Annotated in this window: 19 protein-coding genes, 1 tRNA gene and 2 pseudogenes; 8 read left to right on the forward strand and 14 right to left on the reverse strand. The window is 55.2% G+C overall.

All coding sequences use genetic code 11. The annotated features are described in order from the left end of the window. Positions 1 to 17: 17 nt before the first annotated feature. The 8 genes from tolR to AB4P94_RS12575 all read left to right on the forward strand — a co-directional run bounded on the left by tolR (position 18) and on the right by AB4P94_RS12575 (position 5,871). Positions 18 to 470 (forward strand): protein TolR, encoded by a 453-nt coding sequence (tolR, locus tag AB4P94_RS12540; protein ID WP_161630238.1) that lies wholly within the window; start codon positions 18 to 20, stop codon positions 468 to 470. Continuing rightward, the gene (tolA, locus tag AB4P94_RS12545) at positions 470 to 1,543 is read left to right on the forward strand and encodes a cell envelope integrity protein TolA (protein ID WP_395610771.1); all 1,074 of its coding nucleotides are present in this window, start codon (positions 470 to 472) and stop codon (positions 1,541 to 1,543) included. Before tolR ends, tolA begins: the two co-directional genes overlap by 1 nt. Before the next feature lie 17 nt (positions 1,544 to 1,560). After that, a complete protein-coding gene (gene tolB, locus AB4P94_RS12550) occupies positions 1,561 to 2,841 on the forward strand; it encodes a Tol-Pal system beta propeller repeat protein TolB (protein ID WP_395610772.1) in 1,281 nt (426 codons plus the stop codon). A gap of 55 nt (positions 2,842 to 2,896) precedes the next feature. Further along, a complete protein-coding gene (pal, locus tag AB4P94_RS12555; protein ID WP_101272732.1) occupies positions 2,897 to 3,397 on the forward strand; it encodes a peptidoglycan-associated lipoprotein Pal in 501 nt (166 codons plus the stop codon). 6 nt (positions 3,398 to 3,403) lie between these two features. Beyond that, the gene (gene ybgF, locus AB4P94_RS12560; protein ID WP_395610773.1) at positions 3,404 to 4,240 is read left to right on the forward strand and encodes a tol-pal system protein YbgF; all 837 of its coding nucleotides are present in this window, start codon (positions 3,404 to 3,406) and stop codon (positions 4,238 to 4,240) included. A gap of 165 nt (positions 4,241 to 4,405) precedes the next feature. Further along, positions 4,406 to 5,053, forward strand: a complete 648-nt coding sequence (gene queE / locus AB4P94_RS12565; RefSeq protein ID WP_395610774.1) for a 7-carboxy-7-deazaguanine synthase QueE — start codon at positions 4,406 to 4,408, stop codon at positions 5,051 to 5,053. A 1-nt stretch (position 5,054) separates the two neighbouring features. After that, complete coding sequence (gene queC / locus AB4P94_RS12570) at positions 5,055 to 5,732, forward strand: 7-cyano-7-deazaguanine synthase QueC (RefSeq protein ID WP_395610775.1); 678 nt, start codon at positions 5,055 to 5,057, stop codon at positions 5,730 to 5,732. 63 nt (positions 5,733 to 5,795) lie between these two features. Next, positions 5,796 to 5,871: transfer RNA gene (locus tag AB4P94_RS12575), tRNA-Lys, on the forward strand. Between the two features lie 449 nt (positions 5,872 to 6,320). Here AB4P94_RS12575 and AB4P94_RS12580 read toward each other — a convergent pair. The 14 genes and pseudogenes from AB4P94_RS12580 to pstC all read right to left on the reverse strand — a co-directional run bounded on the left by AB4P94_RS12580 (position 6,321) and on the right by pstC (position 18,920). Further along, positions 6,321 to 7,301: a toll/interleukin-1 receptor domain-containing protein gene (locus AB4P94_RS12580; protein WP_395610776.1), complete on the reverse strand. Its 981-nt coding sequence runs from the start codon at positions 7,299 to 7,301 to the stop codon at positions 6,321 to 6,323. A gap of 167 nt (positions 7,302 to 7,468) precedes the next feature. Next, entirely contained in the window at positions 7,469 to 9,415 is a 1,947-nt protein-coding gene (locus AB4P94_RS12585; protein WP_395610777.1) for a hypothetical protein, read from the reverse strand. Beyond that, a complete protein-coding gene (locus tag AB4P94_RS12590; RefSeq protein ID WP_395610778.1) occupies positions 9,394 to 9,975 on the reverse strand; it encodes a DUF3275 family protein in 582 nt (193 codons plus the stop codon). The genes AB4P94_RS12585 and AB4P94_RS12590 overlap by 22 nt, the downstream gene beginning before the upstream one ends. A gap of 63 nt (positions 9,976 to 10,038) precedes the next feature. Then, positions 10,039 to 10,365, reverse strand: coding sequence for a hypothetical protein (locus AB4P94_RS12595; protein WP_395610779.1), 327 nt, complete (start codon positions 10,363 to 10,365; stop codon positions 10,039 to 10,041). A gap of 122 nt (positions 10,366 to 10,487) precedes the next feature. Further along, complete coding sequence (locus AB4P94_RS12600; RefSeq protein ID WP_395610780.1) at positions 10,488 to 10,991, reverse strand: STY4534 family ICE replication protein; 504 nt, start codon at positions 10,989 to 10,991, stop codon at positions 10,488 to 10,490. A gap of 96 nt (positions 10,992 to 11,087) precedes the next feature. Next, complete coding sequence (locus AB4P94_RS12605) at positions 11,088 to 11,351, reverse strand: hypothetical protein (RefSeq protein ID WP_395610781.1); 264 nt, start codon at positions 11,349 to 11,351, stop codon at positions 11,088 to 11,090. A 377-nt stretch (positions 11,352 to 11,728) separates the two neighbouring features. Further along, positions 11,729 to 11,863, reverse strand: a complete 135-nt coding sequence (locus AB4P94_RS12610; RefSeq protein ID WP_395610782.1) for a hypothetical protein — start codon at positions 11,861 to 11,863, stop codon at positions 11,729 to 11,731. A gap of 36 nt (positions 11,864 to 11,899) precedes the next feature. Next, positions 11,900 to 13,084 (reverse strand): hypothetical protein, encoded by a 1,185-nt coding sequence (locus tag AB4P94_RS12615; protein WP_395610783.1) that lies wholly within the window; start codon positions 13,082 to 13,084, stop codon positions 11,900 to 11,902. Positions 13,085 to 14,096: 1,012 nt separating this feature from the next. After that, positions 14,097 to 14,600 (reverse strand): annotated as a pseudogene (locus AB4P94_RS12620) (PilL N-terminal domain-containing protein); the annotation flags it as partial. Positions 14,601 to 14,719: 119 nt separating this feature from the next. Then, positions 14,720 to 14,962 (reverse strand): hypothetical protein, encoded by a 243-nt coding sequence (locus AB4P94_RS12625; protein ID WP_395610784.1) that lies wholly within the window; start codon positions 14,960 to 14,962, stop codon positions 14,720 to 14,722. A gap of 88 nt (positions 14,963 to 15,050) precedes the next feature. Then, positions 15,051 to 15,991: pseudogene (locus AB4P94_RS12630) on the reverse strand (SNF2-related protein); the annotation flags it as partial. Between the two features lie 285 nt (positions 15,992 to 16,276). Next, positions 16,277 to 17,056, reverse strand: a complete 780-nt coding sequence (pstB, locus tag AB4P94_RS12635; protein WP_078738856.1) for a phosphate ABC transporter ATP-binding protein PstB — start codon at positions 17,054 to 17,056, stop codon at positions 16,277 to 16,279. Next, on the reverse strand, positions 17,056 to 17,928 hold the full coding sequence (pstA, locus tag AB4P94_RS12640) for a phosphate ABC transporter permease PstA (protein ID WP_395610785.1): 873 nt from the start codon (positions 17,926 to 17,928) through the stop codon (positions 17,056 to 17,058). Before pstA ends, pstB begins: the two co-directional genes overlap by 1 nt. Then, positions 17,925 to 18,920, reverse strand: coding sequence for a phosphate ABC transporter permease subunit PstC (gene pstC, locus AB4P94_RS12645; protein ID WP_395610786.1), 996 nt, complete (start codon positions 18,918 to 18,920; stop codon positions 17,925 to 17,927). Before pstC ends, pstA begins: the two co-directional genes overlap by 4 nt. Between the last annotated feature and the right edge of the window lie 2 nt (positions 18,921 to 18,922).

The following is an 18,922-nucleotide window of genomic DNA, read 5'->3' on the forward strand; positions in this document are numbered from 1 at the left end:
AATTCCCAATGGCTTTAATCGCTCGAGCTCGCAAAAAGCGCAAGCCGGTCGCCGAGATGAACGTAGTGCCTTACATCGACGTGATGCTGGTGCTGCTGGTGATCTTCATGGTGACCGCGCCGATGCTCAATCAGGGCGTGAAGGTTGATCTGCCCAAGGTTTCCAGCGAAGCCTTGCCGCAAGACAACAACACTCAGGTCCTGACCATTTCGATCAAGGCTGACAAGACCTATTACTGGAACCTTGGCAGCGAAGTCGATACCCAGAAACAGCAGGACAAGGCCATGACCTTGCCGCAGATGACCGACGCCGTGACCAAGATCATCCGGTCCGGCAACGAAGGCGGCAAGCACACTCAGGTGTTCATTCGCGGCGACAAAGTGGTCGACTATGGTTCCGTCATGGGCGCCATGGGCGGGCTGCAGAAGGCCGGCGTGGGTAACGTTGGCTTGATTACCGAGGCGCCCTGATGCAGCAACAGCGAGAGCCGTCCGCCTCGGAAAGCTACTTCTGGCCTAGCGTCTGGGCAATTGCCCTGCACGTCCTGGTGTTTGGCATGCTGTTCGTCAGCTTTGCCATGACCCCGGACCTGCCGCCAGCCAAGCCGATCGTGCAGGCGACCCTGTATCAGCTGAAATCGAAAAGTCAGGCCACCACCCAGACCAATCAAAAGATTGCGGGTGAGGCCCAGAAGTCGGCTGCGCGCCAGACTGAAGTCGAGCAGATGGAACAGAAGAAGGTCGAGCAGGAAGCGGTGAAGGCTGCTGCGGAACAAAAGAAAGAAGAGGCGGCTCAAAAGGCCGAGGAATCGAAAAAGGCTGACGAGGCCAAGAAAGCTGACGAGGCGAAAAAGGCTGATGAAGCCAAGAAAGCCGACAAAGCTGCCGAAGCCAAAAAGGCCGAAGAGAAACAATTGGCTGATATAGCCAAGAAGAAGTCTGAAGAAGAAGCCAAAAAGGCTGCCGAAGAAGAGGCCAAGAAAAAGGCCGCTGAAGACGCCAAGAAAAAGATAGTCGAAGACGCGAAGAAAAAAGCCGCCGAAGACGCCAAGAAAAAAGCTGAAGCAGACGAGGCGAAGAAGAAAGTCGCCGACGACGCGAAGAAGAAAGCTGCCGCCGACGCCACCAAGAAAAAGGCCCAGGAAGCAGCGCGCAAATCCGCCGAAGAGAAAAAGGCCCAGGCCTTGGCAGACTTGCTTTCCGACACGCCTCAGCGTCAGCAGGCCCTGGCCGATGAGCGTGGTGATGAAGTCGCGGGCAGTTTCGACGACCTGATTCGGGCGCGGGCAGCAGAGGGCTGGACACGTCCACCTTCGGCACGTAAAGGCATGACAGTAGTGCTGCAGATCGGCATGTTGCCGGACGGTACGGTGACTTCGGTCGGCGTGGCCAAGTCCAGTGGTGACGGTTCGTTCGACAGTTCGGCGGTTGCCGCGGTCAAGAACATTGGCCGGTTGACCGAGATGCAGGGAATGAAACCAAGCGACTTCGCTCCCTATCGTTCATTCAAGATGACATTCACACCTGAGGATCTAGCCTTGTGAGAAACCTTCTTCGAGGAATGCTTGTCGTTATTTGCTGTATGGCAGGGATAGCGGCGGCGGATGAAAAGAACATTCTGGTCACCAGCGGTAGCGATCGGGCCACCCCGATCGCGGTAGTACCGTTCGGCTGGCAGGGCGGCAGCGTGCTGCCGGACGACATGGCCCAGATCGTCAGCGACGACTTGCGCAACTCCGGCTACTACGCACCGATTCCCAAAGGCAACATGATCAGCCAGCCGACTCAGGCCAGCGAAGTCATCTTCCGTGACTGGAAAGCCGTGGGCGCCCAGTACCTGATGGTCGGCAGCATCACGCCGGCCGGCGGTCGCCTGCAGATCCAGTACGCGTTGTTCAACGTGGCCACCGAGCAGCAGGTCCTGACCGGCAGCGTATCGGGCACCGCCGAGCAACTGCGGGACATGGCCCACTACATCTCGGACCAGTCGTTTGAAAAACTCACCGGTATCAAGGGTGCGTTCTCGACTCGCCTTTTGTATGTGACGGCTGAGCGTTTCTCCGTAGACAACACGCGTTACACCCTGCAACGTTCGGACTACGACGGTGCGCGCGCAGTGACCCTGCTGCAATCGCGTGAGCCAATCCTGTCGCCGCGCTTTGCGCCGGATGGCAAGCGTATTGCCTACGTGTCTTTCGAACAGCGTCGTCCGCGTATCTTCGTCCAGCACATCGATACGGGCCGTCGTGAGCAGATCACCAACTTTGAAGGCCTGAACGGTGCACCTGCGTGGTCGCCGGATGGTTCGCGCCTGGCGTTCGTGCTGTCCAAGGACGGCAACCCGGACATCTACGTGATGAACATGGCTTCGCGCCAGATCAGTCGCGTGACCAGCGGCCCGGGCATCAACACCGAACCGTTCTGGGGCAAGGATGGCTCGACCATCTACTTCACCTCCGACCGTGGCGGCAAGCCACAAATCTACAAGACGAGCGTTGGCGGTGGGGGTGCGGAACGCGTGACCTTTATCGGTAACTACAACGCCAACCCCAAGCTTTCGGCTGATGAAAAGACGTTGGTGATGATTCACCGTCAGGATGGTTTCACTAATTTCCGGGTTGCGGCCCAGGATTTGCAGCGTGGAACGGTAAAAATCCTCACAGATACCAACCTTGATGAGTCAGCTACTGTTGCGCCCAACGGCACCATGGTAATCTACGCCACCCGCCAGCAGGGCCGGGGAGTCTTGATGCTCGTGTCCATTAATGGACGCGTAAGGCTCCCGCTTCCTACCGCACAAGGCGAAGTCAGAGAACCGTCCTGGTCCCCTTACCTGAACTGACGCGGCGCTACAAAAAGATTTGCTTAACACACTGGGGTTCATTAGGAGTTTCACGATGGAAATGCTGAAGTTTGGTAAGTTTGCTGCTCTGGCTCTGGCTCTGTCCGTAGCCGTTGGTTGCTCGTCTAAAGGCGGCGACAATGCCGGTGAAGGCGCAGCTGTTGATCCAAACGCTGGTTACGGCGCTAACACTGGTGCAGTTGACGGCTCCCTGAGCGAAGAAGCTGCTCTGCGCGCTATCACCACTTTCTACTTCGAATACGACAGTTCGGACCTGAAGCCAGAAGCCATGCGCGCTCTGGACGTTCACGCCAAGGACCTGAAAGCTAACGGCGCTCGCGTTGTTCTGGAAGGTAACACTGACGAACGTGGTACTCGCGAGTACAACATGGCACTGGGCGAGCGTCGTGCGAAAGCCGTTCAGCGCTACCTGGTTCTGCAAGGTGTAGCTCCAGCCCAACTGGAACTGGTTTCCTACGGTAAAGAGCGTCCAGTTGCTACTGGCCACGACGAGCAGTCCTGGGCTCAAAACCGTCGCGTCGAACTGCGTAAGTAATTCGTCATGCGAACGTGCCGTCGTGCTCTGACTGTATTGGCTCTCAGCCTCGCACCGCTTGCGGTGTGGGCTGCGGTTCCTGTGGAAGATAGCAACTCTGGCTATAACAATAGCGGGAGCAGCTATCCGCCAGCGGGTTATGGCACGAACGGCGCCTATGCTGGGGGACCGGCAACTGCCGCTCCCTCGGCACAGGGCGAACTGTTCAACCAGCTGCAACGCATGCAGGATCAATTGGCGCAGCAACAAGGCACCATTGAGATTTTGCAGAACCAGGTGAACCAGCTGAAGCAAGAAGGCCTGGAGCGTTACCAGGATCTTGATCGACGTATTGGAGCCGGCGTTACACCTGCCGCCACTCCTGATAATTCCTCTGCCGGTGGCGCGCCTGTTGCGGCCGCCGGTGGTGCAGCAGCGGGGGCTGCAGCCGCAAGCCAAGCCCCTGCCGCCAGCAGCGAACCGGGTGATCCGGCGAAAGAAAAACTGTATTACGATGCAGCTTTCGACCTGATCAAAGCCAAGGATTTCGATAAGGCCAGCCAGGCTTTTACCGCCTTCCTGCGCAAGTACCCGAACAGCCAGTACGCGGGCAACGCCCAGTACTGGTTGGGTGAGGTCAACCTGGCCAAGGGTGACCTGCAAGGTGCCGGCCAGGCATTTGCCAAGGTCAGCCAGCTATACCCAAAACACGCCAAGGTGCCTGATTCGCTGTACAAACTGGCTGATGTGGAACGCCGCCTGGGTCATACCGACAAGGTCAAAGGCATTCTGCAGCAGGTGGTCGCCCAGTATCCGGGTACCTCCGCTGCCCAGTTGGCCCAACGGGATTTGCAACGCCTGTAAGCGATGCTCGCCCGTTTAGAAGAAACCCGCGCCTGGCGCGGGTTTTTTCGTTAGAATCCACGCCCTTTTATGAAACACGCTTCCTGGGGTCTACGCGTTGGCGGGATCGCTTGAAGTGCCTGACGGAGGCGGACAGCCTGTTTAGCTGTTACGCCCGTGGCGACTATGCAAGACACATTACGCATTACCGAAGTTTTTTACTCGTTGCAGGGTGAAACGCGAACGGCTGGCCTGCCCACTGTATTTGTACGGTTGACCGGCTGCCCGTTGCGTTGCCAATACTGTGACAGCGCCTACGCCTTCAGTGGCGGCACCGTACGCACCCTCGACGACATCCTTGAGCAGGTTGCCGGCTTCAAACCGCGCTACGTCTGTGTGACCGGCGGCGAGCCCCTGGCTCAGCCCAATGCCATCCCGTTGCTCAAGCAGCTGTGTGATGCCGGTTACGAAGTCTCGCTGGAAACCAGCGGCGCCCTGGATATCTCGGCCGTGGATCCGCGTGTAAGCCGCGTGGTCGACCTCAAGACCCCAGGTTCCAAGGAAGCGCACCGCAACCTTTACCAGAACATGGACCTGCTGACGCCTAACGATCAGGTCAAGTTCGTGATCTGCTCGCGCGATGACTACGACTGGGCCGCTTCCAAGCTGATCCAGTACGGCCTGGACCGTCGCGCTGGCGAGGTGTTGTTCTCTCCGAGTCACCATGACCTGAACGCCCGTGATCTCGCGGATTGGGTCGTGGCCGACAACCTGCCGGTGCGCCTGCAATTGCAGCTGCACAAATACCTGTGGAATGACGAGCCAGGGCGCTGAGATGACGGATCAAAAGCGTGCCGTCATCCTCCTCTCCGGCGGCCTCGACTCCGCCACGCTGGTCGCCATGGTCCGCGCTGAAGGCTATAGGTGTTACACCATGAGCTTCGACTACGGCCAGCGCCACCGCGCCGAGCTGGACGCCGCGGCCCGTGTCGCCCGTGACTTGGGTGTGGTCGAGCACAAGGTGGTCGGCTTGAACCTCAATGGCATCGGCGGTTCTGCCCTGACAGACAGCAGCATTGACGTGCCCGAAGCGCCCAGCGAAGGCATCCCGCTGACCTATGTGCCGGCGCGCAACACCGTGTTCCTGTCCCTGGCCCTCGGTTGGGCTGAAGTGCTCAATGCCCGCGATATCTTCATCGGCGTCAATGCACTGGACTACAACGGCTACCCAGACTGCCGCCCCGAGTACATCGAGTCATTCGAACGCATGGCCAACCTGGCGACCAAGGCGGGTGTGGAAGGACAGGGCTTTCGTATCCGGGCGCCGCTGCAAAACCTGAGCAAAGCCGACATTGTGAAGGCTGGTGTAGGACTTGGCGTCGACTATGCGCTGACTGTTTCCTGCTACCAGGCAGACGATTCCGGCCGTGCTTGTGGGAAATGTGACGCCTGCAGACTGCGTGCTGAAGGCTTCAAAAACGCCGAAATTGCCGACCCAACGCGTTATTTCTGATTTATTTCAAATAAGGTGTTGAATAATCCTTAGAAATCAGTATTATACGCGCCACCACACAGCGGGTCGTTAGCTCAGTTGGTAGAGCAGTTGGCTTTTAACCAATTGGTCGTAGGTTCGAATCCCACACGACCCACCATTTTTGGCGGTTTAGAAAATCCGGAAGGCCCACGCAAGTGAGGATTTCCGGGTTTTTTTTTGCTTGCGATTTAGGTCGGTGGACGGAGCTGAAGGTGCGCAATGCACTCGATATCTTCGTAGACGTGCAGCCGTCTGAAGCGAAATCTAGTGTTGGCGTTTTGTGATGTCAATATGAGGCGGGCAGTAAAATGGGTGTTTTCGGTGATTTGCGGTGGGTCTGTCAGATTCAGGCTTGAAGATTGTTAGGAAAAATCCTCAGTGCTTGTAGGCTTCTATCGGTTCTCACCTTCCTACACGCAAAACGCGGGACTTGTTCAAGTCGTAATGTGGTTTTGCGGGGCTCAGTGACTTGGCTACTGCAATCAAGAAACTAGAAGTGGAAAAACCGGCTTTCGCCGGCTTCTCCCCCCGACGATACGAGGCGCACGTATTGGGACGCCGTCTGGATTAAATTGCTTCTGTGATGGTTTCTGTCGCATCCAGTAGCTGAGTGAGAACGCTGAAGCCTTCTTGATCGTTTATCAGATTGTTGACCAGGTCAGTTGCATCGAAAGTGAACGGTTCGTGAACGTGAACCATCCTGAAGAATTTTGAAGCCAATAGGGTGCCAGCCATACTGAGTAATTTTTGTTCTCTTTTGGTAACCAGCTGGGGGAAAAATACTGACATGACAGCGGTCCCCAAAGGGCGCATCTCTGTTGATATTTGTATGTACTCCCAATGCCAGCGGCCTTTGGCTGGGCAAAATGTTGGCACGTCTTCATCGAGTAGATAATTCCAGCTACTGCTTTCCGTCATCCATAGGGGCGGTGTCAGCAGGTAGGGCGCTTCATAGTTTGACTGTACCGTCACCTCGTGATTTCGACCGCTCCCCCAGATTGTCAAAGGTCGTTCTTTCAGGAAGTTGAGTGCTCTCTGCCTCAAATGGAAGATCGCCAATCGCCCGTTAATTTCGCTTTGTAATTCTGCCTGAGTCATTCCTTCAGCTACCCCCAAAACGGTTGTTCCGATATCGAGACTCAGGTTGTGAAGCGGCTGTAGGTTCAAGTAGAGGCGACCATTTAAAGGCGCTGGAAGATCTTCTGTGCATCCAGATTCCAAGATTAACGGAACAATCCTGACCCCGGGTTCGTCTGCAATCTGCGCTAGCATGCGTAGCTCTTCGTACAAGCCCTTTCCTACCCGCTGAGCTGCTTCAAGGTAGTCTTGATCGCATAGACACAAAACCAAGAGTGGCCTCTCTGTCAGTGCGTCAGCGATGGTGCGTTCGATTGATTCGCCCAATGCGATGCTGTCACGGTCCCAAAATACATTGTGTTTCCAATCAAGGCTGGCGACGATACCTTGCCGAATCCACTCCTTTTTTTTGAATCCCGCCCCCCAAGCATATGAGATGAAGATAGAGTTGCCGTTCTCTGCTGTCGTCATTGTCCTCTCCATGAACCGTAGTTTCGTTAAAGCAACGTTGTACCGGGCTAGACCGTATAGATTTTCATTGAGCTCACCTCGCGCCGACAAGTTGAATACGGCTTGCATTTTTGGGATTCTATTTGTATGCCGTAAAAAACTTCGTAAATTGCGTCAGTTTCAAGTCCCTAAATCCAGCTTTTCCTGCCGCCCAGACCGATCATCAGTGTGAGCATCATTGAATGCTCCGCGCTGTCTTCCATGGATGATGGCGGTAACGCCAGATCCTCCCACCATGTACCAGGCCCATCCCAGCACAATTCGTGACTGAGCCCCGTACTCGCCGGAAGCATGGCATGGTCCAGTGAATACCTCTCGGACTCCAGGCTCTGCACTTGGGTCAACAGCTTGTATGTCGCGAGCTCCTCCTGCGGAGGTATCGGAATTGGCGGATCAGCTGTGACGCATGTGACCGGTTGATCCGGGTTGTGTGTGATCAACAAGGACACCGCCTCAGGCTCTGGCGCCTCAGCGATCTGCAGCGGTTCCACAGGTATTGGCACAGGTATTCGGTCGTCTACTCGGCGTTCCACCTTGAGTGACCCTTGGGCCATGCTGCGCTCCTGCATCACCGCTCGCATGCCGCTGTACACGGTGTAAGCCAGTACCTTACGGCCTTTGGCTTTCTCCGCGAGGCATAGGTCAATCAGCGCCTGTTCCTTCGGCATCCGTTGTTCATCCGCAAAGACCGACGGCACAAAGGCCAGCGTGTCCTTACTACGCGGATGTTTAACGATCTCCGGTCGAAAGCAGCAATCCGGCCAGGCTAGCAACACATTGAGTACAACCCCCAAAAGCGTCGTATCCCGTCGTGCCAGTGCCTGACGTAGCTCCTGAGTCAGTTTTCCAGCCAGTTGCTGATAGGCGGCAGCCTGTTCCGCAGACATGGCAACGTCGATGAACTCTTCCTGATACGCCGGCAGCACATTCCCGCCAATGTCTTTGAGTTTGAGAAACACGGTAAACGGCAACACAAACCGGTGAATGCCTTTGGGGCCGAAGCCCGGGGCTTTTACCGTTCGTACCGAGAGCTTTTTGCCCTTAGCCGTTTTGTGCGATTCGTTGTCCCGCTCTGTGTAGATGTCCTTCAACACGCCATGATCGCGCATGAAGGACATTGCCGCCGGAGCCATGCTGCCGCGTGCGTTGGGTCGGTAACCGTCCTCGATCATGCGACGGGTGAGGATGCGGAACAGGAGGTAGAACAGGTCGTCGGCATAACCACCCATGAGGGTGCCGGTCAGTAGCACGCATTTGCGGGCTTTCGCTGCCAGCACGCCCATGGCTTGGCCTTGGGCCGAACCGCTGTTTTTATACTCGTGCCCTTCATCCACCACCAGCAGGTCGAAGAATCCGTCCGGCAGGTAGCGTTTGATGAACTCGGTGGGTTGGTAGCCGCCTTCGCCAAAGCCGAACTCGATGTTGGCCATTGCGCGCTCCATCCGTTTGGCTTGGCGGTCGTTGAAGACGAAGTTGCCCTTGGCGTCCAACAGGTTGATGAATTCGCTGACGTTGTCGATCAGCATCGAGGCGAGAAAGTCTTCCCCGAAGTCGTTGAGCAATTTGTCAGCGCGGACTGGGCCGATGGTCGGGATCCGGCACATCGATTTGAGGATGGTTGCTCGGCGGGTGCCGTTTTCGGCTTTGCCTGGGCGCATCAGCGTCCAGAGCGGGCCGTGGCACTGAGGGCAGCTTCGGCCGCGTTCCTCTCGGTTAAATGCTTCGAGTGCGATCCGGTTGCCTTCCTGATCCTCCAGCAGGCGGCCGCAGTCGGGACAGCTTGCCCAATGATGCCCGCCACCAGATCGACGTGGCCAACACACGGGGCGCCAATGGAACCCCATCCGCATGCGCACGCGCCCGAGGATGAAGAACTCTTGTCGACCGTCGTGAGGCTCGCCCACCCGTTGGCGGGTTTCGTTGATGTGGCCGGTGTAAACCGGTGGGTTGGAGCGGTTCAGTGAGTCGAGCAGTTCGTCGCCGAACTCGTTGATGAACTCGGTCAGGCCGATGGCCAAGGGTGGTGGTAGATCGTAGTGTGGTGTGCGGTTTGTCAGGTGTTGGAGATCTTCCAAACCTGCAGTTTGAAGTTGTGCACGTAGCCGAGCTCTGTGAGTCGATTGCACTGTTGGCGCAATTGCTTGCGGTCAACGGTGGTGTCCAGCCTGACCATATCGCCGAGGGGCCAGATCGTGCCGAATAGCGCAGAGTCTGTCTCCAGGTCGGTGGTGCTGTCTGACGGTGTCATCCCGAAAGGAGCATCATCTGGTTCCGCAGATGCGGTTGGCGGATTTGTACCTGGTTGGGTTTTCGCCGGTGCTTCTTCATCCAGCGGATCAGGCTCATTCGGTGAAAGCCTGGCTGCGTCTTCTGCAGTCAGGTTGTCCACGTCGTTAAGGCTCATGCTGTCGAGCTTGGCGCGGATTTCGACGACCAAACGTCCGGCGCTGGAGTAATACGACGGGCGGATTTCTGTGATCAGAAAATCGCCGTGGTACTTGCCTTCGCCGTACTGGTCGAGGAGAGCGTCCTTGATGACGAAGTCACCGATTGAGGTTGAAAGCCGCCCGACGTTGAAGTCGCCATTGCGGCCGCTGATGGTGCGAATGGCCAACTGGCCTGGGATGTTGATCATGGGCAGCTCCACACTGCGACGAAGAAAAGCCCGACAGTGTCGGGCTGGGGGAGGGCTGCGGGGTTAAGGGCAAGAGGTTTGGGTTTCCTCTTTGAGCGATACGTACAGGTAGAAAACGCCGGGAGGCGATTCTATGCGTTCGACTTTCAGGTCCAGCCAGTAGCGATCAAGGCTTTCGCCGGAGGGCAGCAGCCGGTAGAGACCGAAGTTGAGCGATGTACTGTCAGGTTGAAGATGCAGTTCGCGGTACACCATCCAGACAACATCGCTTAGGCGGTTACTGATGGCTGATGTATCGGGTGCGTTTTCGAGGTGCACAGCTTCTTGCCATGCCCCGGGGGTTAGAACCACGGGGAGTTTCATGAAGTCAGCTGTTTTGGTGGTGTGCATGGTGATTCTCCAGGAGCAGGAAATCACCAGGCCCGGCCGGGAGGTGAGTTCCCGGTGACGGATGTGAAAGTTGTTTAGGTATGTGGTGTTAGATCGGCGCCTCGAAAGATGTCCTGGTCCTGTTACGCGGACTGACGCATTTCTGCTTCAGCTGGGTTTTGATCATCATCCGAACTATTCCCAGCGTCGCCAGACTGGCTAAGCAAAGGCTCATCGGAGTCTTTTGGTTTGGCTTGGTGGACGATTTTTCCATCTACCTTAATCCAGCCGATAAAAAGCAGGCGACCCTTGATGCTTGCACCGGGTTGGCCTTTTTTCTCGCCTTTCAAATAGGTAAACGCGTCCGCCCAGATGTCACCGATTCGGAAGCTCACTAGAACCTTCTTGCCGGCATCTACGGCTGCTTGGCATCGACGAATAAGGCATTCAGCCTCAGTGCCGACGACGTTGCAGTCGATGTAGGTGTACTCGGCGTCATCACACGAACCGTGCAATGCAGCGACGGCAACAGACAGGATTGGCTTGCCTTTGCCGCGAGGTTGGACTTCACGGATACGGTTGAGGTAACCGATACCGGTGGTGTGCAGGTCGAAGAATTTGGCTTCGTTGGTTTGAGCGTTGCTCATGGTGGTTCTCCCATTTCGGAACGACAGAAAGCGGAGAAACACCTCGCCCAGCGGGGGAGTGTTCCCCGCGAGGTTGGGTGGAGCAGAAGGTGATGCTTAGATCATGAGTCGCATCGATGCGATCACAACGCCAGCGAATGCTGACAACATGACACCCATGCGAATGGTCATTTTGACTTCAAGCTGCGAGAGCCCAGTTTTCAACTCGGCTGTGAGTTCGGAGCGAAGCGCAGAGATATCAGCCTTGGTTGCGAGTAGCGATTGCATGTCGGTCTCCATTGCATCAATGACTGCGTTAGCTTTCTGTTCCGTGACGTTAATCGAGATCAACGCTTGGTAGAGAGCCAGTTCTGTTTTCATTAGACCTCCAAAAAAATATAGAGGCCTGCCCAGACGGGACAGGCCCGTCGTGGGTGGGGGATAAGGTGCTTCCATCGACTGGTGTCGATTGATCGCGCTACCGGAAGCTATGGCGATCTTGGGAGTGGATCAATGCGGTGAACCGCATCGTAGTCTCGCGGATCCTGACTACATGGGCATGTTGCTGACGACGTCAGCGGTACATGGGCATAGGATGAAAAATTCGCTTGGTGCTTGTCAAGCCCCTGAAAAAACCTGAATCACCAGATGCTGTTGAATGAGCTTCGGCCGAAGCTAACCCGGAGATCGCCGACTTGGTTACCCCACATTCACTTACTTGTTGGGCAAAAAAAACCCAGCTTAAGCTGGGTTTTATATTATTTCCGCTTTGCGGAGAAGTTCTTAAGAACCATCGCTTTAAGCTCATCTCTCGCTTGCTCGAAAGCTTTGTTAGTTTTGCTTTCTTGTTCTTCTTCTTTATACTTGCTTCTTAAAACTTTTAGAGAAGTCATGGTTTCCTCCTGAAAGTAGTATTGACAATATAAAGGTTATTCATCCGGCTCAACCTCTGCTATCGATTCTAGCATTTTTGCGAAATGATAGCAAATAGGCTCCATTAATTGCGCAAAGCTCATTGCGCTGTCAATATCCCTAAATATACCCGTTCTGTTGCGATATATATTCAATACGGCAATTGTTTCGTATTGTAATGGCAGCGGGATGCTAGGATCGAAATCGTCTTTTATTCTGCGTTGAATTGGTATTGAAAGAATTGATTGTGCTTCGTCTATCGAGTTGTAGTACTCATTCACATCGCTTTTGAATCTGTCGCAGAACTCTCTGTTTTTATGTTGCGTGTTTTTTAGGAATGTTTCTATTTCCTTTCCTGTGTCATTTAAATATTGGGCCGCGCCAAAGCTTGCGCAAGCAGGTGCTCCCGGGATTATCGGTTGATTTTTTGAACCGTTGTAATTTTGGTCCGTATATGGGAAGCATATTGGCTTTTGTATTGAGTCGTCAATTTCCCCAAATGCTACGTTGGTTGAAACCGTAAAGCTGTTGTTCTCTAGAATAAGCACTCCGCTACACATTCTTGCCTTTGTTAAGAGTGAGCTGTTGTAAAGAAATAGTTTTCCGCTATCTGTGATGTCCACCACCTTTTTCAAAAAATCATCGGAAATGGATACTGGGTTGAAATAGTCAGAAGGGACCATGGTCATAATGTTCGCACGGTATATATACGACCTCCCGTCATTCCCGTCCCAGTACTTGGCAAGGGAAATGATTCCATGCAGGCAACTGCGGATGTAGTTATGTATCTCTTCGATATTAGGGTTGTCAGCCTTTACCGCTTTCTTGATTTCAAGCCTATAAGTTCCTATCAGTCTCATGAGTGTCGTATAATGTTCGAGAAATGATTTTGAAGGCGTATTTTTAATGATGTCTTGAAGTTTGTTTCTTGCGGAATTATTTTCGTGAGCTACGGAGAGTTCTCGAGTGAGTAGGACTGCCGCAAGTAAAAGCATGAGGATGATTGCAATTGATATTTCGGGATATGCTCCCTTTCCGCAAGGCTTCAGGATTGGCAAGCAGATTTTGTCAAATTGTCCCGTGATTGTTGTGCTGTAAAGAGAGATATAGGCGCCAACAACGACGGTCGCGAGTACGGCAATCGAGCTGAAAAGTGCGCTGCTGGTAAAAGCGAAATAGAACTTTTTAAATCCATTTATCATTATTTAATCGCCAATAAATTAATAGCGGTTTGGTGTCATGTGTTCGCCGTGCAGGTGTGAATCTAATTTAGCGGGATTTGATCTCCTTGGAAAGAAAGGAACAAGCACCGAACGTGAGTGAGTTTTCGCACGTTCGGCTTGGTCTAGCGGCGCGTAGTTCCAGGATGAAAGTGCCACCCGCAAGGACGGAACGTCTTCAACCTCTGGGCTGTGATCTTGACGTTCATTCTTCACCTGACCAATTATCGTGGCTGAGGCCAGTAATCAAAAGGCACGCATCCGCGCACAAAAGGAGCCCTACGTTTCGCCGGCGGGCCACCGGCCAGGAAAAGCAGCTACCAAAAGGTAGCCTGATGATCCTTTTCAAGACCTTCAGGCTACCTTTCGCGTGAGCTTAAAAAAGCATGGACCGCAACACCAGTGCGGCCCTATGACTATTGTGCTTCGAACCTCAAGAGAACCCTATGTGCCTTTGAAACTCGCTTTTCACGAGTTGACGGCTGCGTGTCTGCTTGGAACAGGGAGACACAGGGAAAGTCCTCAACCAGGTCCGCACGCCCTTCCCGGAGCTATGCGTGCTTTGGGGTTGGTGACGGGTAAACCGCGTCACCGGGCGCTACTGATGACCGTCAGTAGCCAGCGGGGTGAAACTGTATAAGCGCACATTGTGGCACAAGTTTTTTCGCGGTTTAAGTTGAAATTTTTACGGTACGTGTACGTCTCTGATGTAGGTATTTACCTTCAGCTGAATGATCCATTCGTACCGCGATAGATGAGTGCGGAGAGTCAAATGTGCTAGGCGAGAAACGGCGAATCCCTCTCAGGGAGGGATTCTCAGCTACCGAGTAATGGTAGGGCAGGTCGCTGTTACCTCGTCGTGGACGAACTACCTTTCAGTAGTAGCGGGGTGCGATCCCAAGATCCCTGTATCCACCCTTGTTACGACACAGTTGCAAAGCTAATTTCCACTGATCGCTGAATGGATTCAAGGACCATTGATTATTTTGTCTCATGGGACTTGATAGCCTTGGCGCAGGACATGGCAAACCTCACGTTTAACCTCATCCACCTGCACCTGCCACGCGGCACCCGCTAGCACTTGCAGAGTATTACGTAGTGTCATTGGGCCAAGTTTGTATTGGGATGCTGGCAGTGGTCGGCCGTAGATAATCCTGACAGGGTCGGTGTCCGCTGCGCACAGGGAATATCCCGAGCGATCCAAGACGTACTGCATTGCATCCCCCACGTTCGGGTGCATGTGGGCAGGGATAGTGATATCGATGATCTGAGCCATCAGGTCATGCTGGCCAGGCGCGGGCAACGTGCTGACCAGTGTGTAGCGACCATAGCGAACTACGGGTTCTTTTTCAGAAACTGCATCAATGGAGTAGAGGTCCGGCGCAAGCAGCGCTGGGTTACGGCTGTTATCGTGCATTGGCTCGGGAGCCGGTACTGTTTGCGTGGTACAGCTGATAACAAACGCGAGAAGGGAGAGGGTGCTGAGGTGCCTGATCATGTGCCGAAAAGCCTCCTTTGAACAGACGGCGACATTGACACGGTGGTCCCTGCTACGCAGTGAACAATGGATTTTCAGGTTGCAACAAATTCCGAAAAAACGCGCTTCTGGGCGGTTTTTCACATCGCCCAAAAAACACAAAGCCCGATTGGTGGGCTCAGGAGAGCAAATCGGTCTTGCTCCGTCTTGTACGAATTCATCTCGTCAAGATCCTCAAAGCTGGCGCTTTCGCCGGTTTCGACTTGCTCACCACGGTCGAGCTTTTGAGCAAGCAAAGTCATCCGTGCGAAAAAATCCTCTTGAGTTTCGTGCCTGATGGTCTTCATTTGTTTTTCCTCTTTTTGAGGCTTGTTGCCATTCATCTTGAAACAACTCAAACGTCTTCGCGAAGGATTCGAACTCAATGAGTACGTACCTGCCCATGCCATGCTTGTGATGCACGTCGTGAGGCTAAAGTGCTGCCGTAATCTCAGCCCGATTCATCGCCGCCGCATTCGGCTCAATCAGATCCTGCGTCAACTGGCGCTTATCCAGCAACATCTGCCACAGCATCTGATCAATGGTGTTTTCCACAAGCGGGATTTTGACCACGACCAACCGTCGCTGGCCGTTACGAAACGCTCAATCTTCTGCCTGATCCTGAATCCCTGGGGGCCACGGCAGACCGAGGAACATCACGTAGTTCGCAGCGGTCAGGTTGTTGCCGGTGCCGGCAGCTGACGTAGTGGCAGCAAAGACCCTGGTCTCCGGATCGTCCTGGAACTGGTCGATGGCTTTCTGGCGTTTAGCAACCGAGTCACAGCCCACCACTGATACACAGCCATAACCTGCTTCCTGGGACAGATTCCGCAACACACCGACTGTCTCTTTAAACTCACAGAGCAGAATCACCTTGTCCTCTGCATCCAACTCGCCCAGCAGCTCCATGGCAACTCGTACCTTTACCCTCTCCAGCAACTGACGCAACGATCCCAACCTGGCAAGCCCTGGTCTATCCTCGTGCCGGATTCGCTCGTACTCTCGGCGCTCCTGCGCAGATAATTCCACTGGCAGTGTTTGCCGCTGCTTCCCTTTGAGTCCAGGCAATACGTCCTTTCGCCGACCAAGCATCCAGTCACCGATAGCGCCCCGTAAGTTTTTTCGAAAGTCTTGACTGCCGGCGAACTGTTCGCAGAACTCCTTGAAGGTAACTGCGCAACCGGATGACCCGACAGGCGCAGTAGGGTATGTAGTTCAGACTCACGGTTGAGGACGGGCGTGCCGGTCAGCAGGTAGCGATTGGGCACTTTCGCCGCGATGTCGAAACCATGACGCGTCCAGGCTGCCGTTGGCTCTTTCAGGCGATGGGCCTCGTCGATGATCATCACTTCGAAGTGACCTGCTTCGCTTACAGACGAGACGATGATTAGGTGAGGCAGGACGTCTTCAGATGAATATTCAAGCTTTTACCTCTATTTCCCCGTTTGGCAGGGAGGAAGGTTCAAGGAGAATGGTGGCAATCTGATATCCTGCACGTTGCAAGAGAAATGATTTGTCTGCGATGGTCTGCGATGGATTGCGAGCGGAGTCGCCATGCAGGATCGCTTGCGCATCAGGCCGGGCACAATCAAGGTGATGTGGCACCGGCGATGCAACGTTTTATCGAACGGTAGACGGTGCCTGACGCCTACGCCTGGTCAGCCAAACCTCCCCGTAATGTAATCTTCCGTCTGTTTCATCTTCGGCGTGGTAAAGATCTGATCTGTCTTGCCATGCTCAATCAATTCCCCCATGAACATGAACGCGGTGCTGTCCGACACCCGCGCCGCTTGCTGCATGTTGTGGGTCACGATGATCACGGTGTACTGCGTTTTCAATTCAGTGATCAATTGCTCGATGCGCCCGGTTGAGATGGGGTCGAGGGCTGAGGTCGGTTCATCCAGCAATAGCACCTGTGGGCGCAGCGCAATGGTGCGCGCAATGCACAAACGTTGTTGCTGGCCGCCGGAGAGGCTTTGCGCGCTCTGGTTGAGTTTGTCTTTCACTTCGTCCCATAACGCGCCGCCGCGCAAGGCTTGCTCGACGCGGTCATTCATTTCGCGGCGGGACAGCTTTTCATGGTGGCGCACGGCGTAGGCGATGTTGTCGTAAATCGACATCGGGAACGGCACCGGCTTCTGGAACACCATGCCGACGTGGCTGCGCAGGCGGTTCATCGAATAGCCCGGGGCGAGGATGTTTTCGCCGTTGAGCAGCACTTCGCCACGGGCTTCCTGTTTCGGGTACATCGAATAAATGCGGTTGAACACGCGCAGCAACGTGGACTTGCCACAGCCCGAAGGGCCGATGATCGCGGTGATGCGTTTTTCCGGGATGTCGATGTCGATGGACTTCAGGGAGCGTTGGTTGTTGTAGAAAAACTCCAACCCACGCACACGGATTTTGGTTTTTTCGGGATCAATGCCAGTGGCGTCCATCAGTGAGACCTATTGCGTAAAAGGATCAGGCGAGATGCCAGGCTGAGTACCAGCACGAACAGCGTCAGGACCAGCGCGCCGGCCCAGGCGAGGGCGTGCCAGTCGTCGAACGGGCTCATGGCGTACTGGAAAATCACCACGGGGACGCTGGCGATCGGCTTGAGCAGGTTGCTGCTCCAGAACTGATTGCCGAACGCGGTGAACAGCAGGGGCGCGGTTTCCCCGGTGATGCGAGCAAGGGCGAGCAGGATGCCGGTGACCACGCCGGCCTTGGCGGCCCTCAGCACAATTTGCAGCGTCAGCTTCCACTGCGGCACGCCCAGAGCCAGCGCGGCTTCGCGCATGGTCGAGGGTTGCAACTGGAGCATTTCATCGGTGGTGCGCACCACCACTGGAATCACCAGCAAGGCCAGGGCCAGCGCGCCGGCGAGGGCGGAAAAGCCCACTTGGTGATTGGTCAGCAGGTTCAGTGGCAGGATCACGGCGGTGTAGACGAACAACCCCAGCACAATCGACGGCGCGGACAACAGGATGTCGTTGATGAAACGCACCGTGGTCCCCAGGCGTGAGTGCCGTGCGAATTCGGCCAGCCAGATGCCAGCCATCAGCCCGATGGGCGTGCCGATCACCAGGGCGATGACCGACATCAGTGCGCTGCCGTAGAACGCGTTGGCCAGCCCGCCTTCGGTACCGGGCGGTGGGGTCATCTGGCTGAACAGGCGCAGGTTCAGTGCCTGAAAACCATTGATGATGGTGGTCAGCAGAATCCACGCCAGCCACAGCAAGCCAAAGGCTGTGGCGCCGCAACTGAGCAACATTGCCACGCCGTTTTTCAGCGCGCGTTTGCGATACAGGCGTTCGTTGGCGTTCATAGACCTTCCTTGCGCGACAGGCGCATCAGCAGCAACCGCGCGAGCGCCAGCACCACAAATGTCACGATAAACAGCAGGAAGCCCAAGGCGATCAGCGCGGAGCGGTGCAGATCGGTGTAGGCCTCGCTGAACTCGTTGGCGATGACCGAGGCGATGGAACTGCTCGGCATCAGCAGCGAAGCGGAAAACTGCTGCGCATTCCCCAGCACAAAGGTCACTGCCATGGTTTCGCCGAGGGCGCGGCCCAGGCCGAGAAAGATGCCGCCGACCACCGCCGAGCGGGTGTAGGGCAGGACGATGTCCCACACCACTTCCCAGGTCGTGCTGCCCAGCGCGTAGGCGGATTCTTTCAATTGCGTGGGCACGCTGCGAAACACCTCATGCATCACCGAGGTGATGAACGGCATGATCATCACCGCCAGCACGATGCCGGCAGTGAGCATGCCGATGCCCAGCGGCGGACCCTGAAACAGCGACCCCACAAAGGGCAGGGCGCCAAGGTAATCGTTGATGTAAGGCGACAGGTACTCGGCCATGAACGGCCCGAACACAAACAGGCCCCACATGCCGTAGATGATCGAAGGAATGCCGGCGAGCAATTCGATGGCCGACGCGACGGGCATTTTCAACCAGGGCGGCGCGACCTCCGTGAGAAAAATCGCGATGCCGAAACTGACCGGAACCGCAATCAGCAGCGCCAGAAATGAAGTCACCAAGGTGCCGTAGATCGGTACGACGGCGCCAAAGTGATTGTTGACCGCATCCCACTCGGTGCTGGTGATGAAGCCAAAGCCGAAGGTTCGGAAAGCCAGGCTCCCGCCCCAAAGCGTCGAAGCCGCGATGCTGGCGAGCAACAGCAGCACCAGCATGGCGGCCCCGAACATCGAGCGTTTGAACCACAGGTCGTGGCGTTGGTCGCGGGCAGCGCGGTTATCGCCCGCTGTGTCACTGGCGTGGGTAGTCATAACCAGGGGTTGGACGGTGTCATTCATAT

Source organism: Pseudomonas sp. B22129, from assembly GCF_044218875.1.
Taxonomy (GTDB): domain Bacteria; phylum Pseudomonadota; class Gammaproteobacteria; order Pseudomonadales; family Pseudomonadaceae; genus Aquipseudomonas.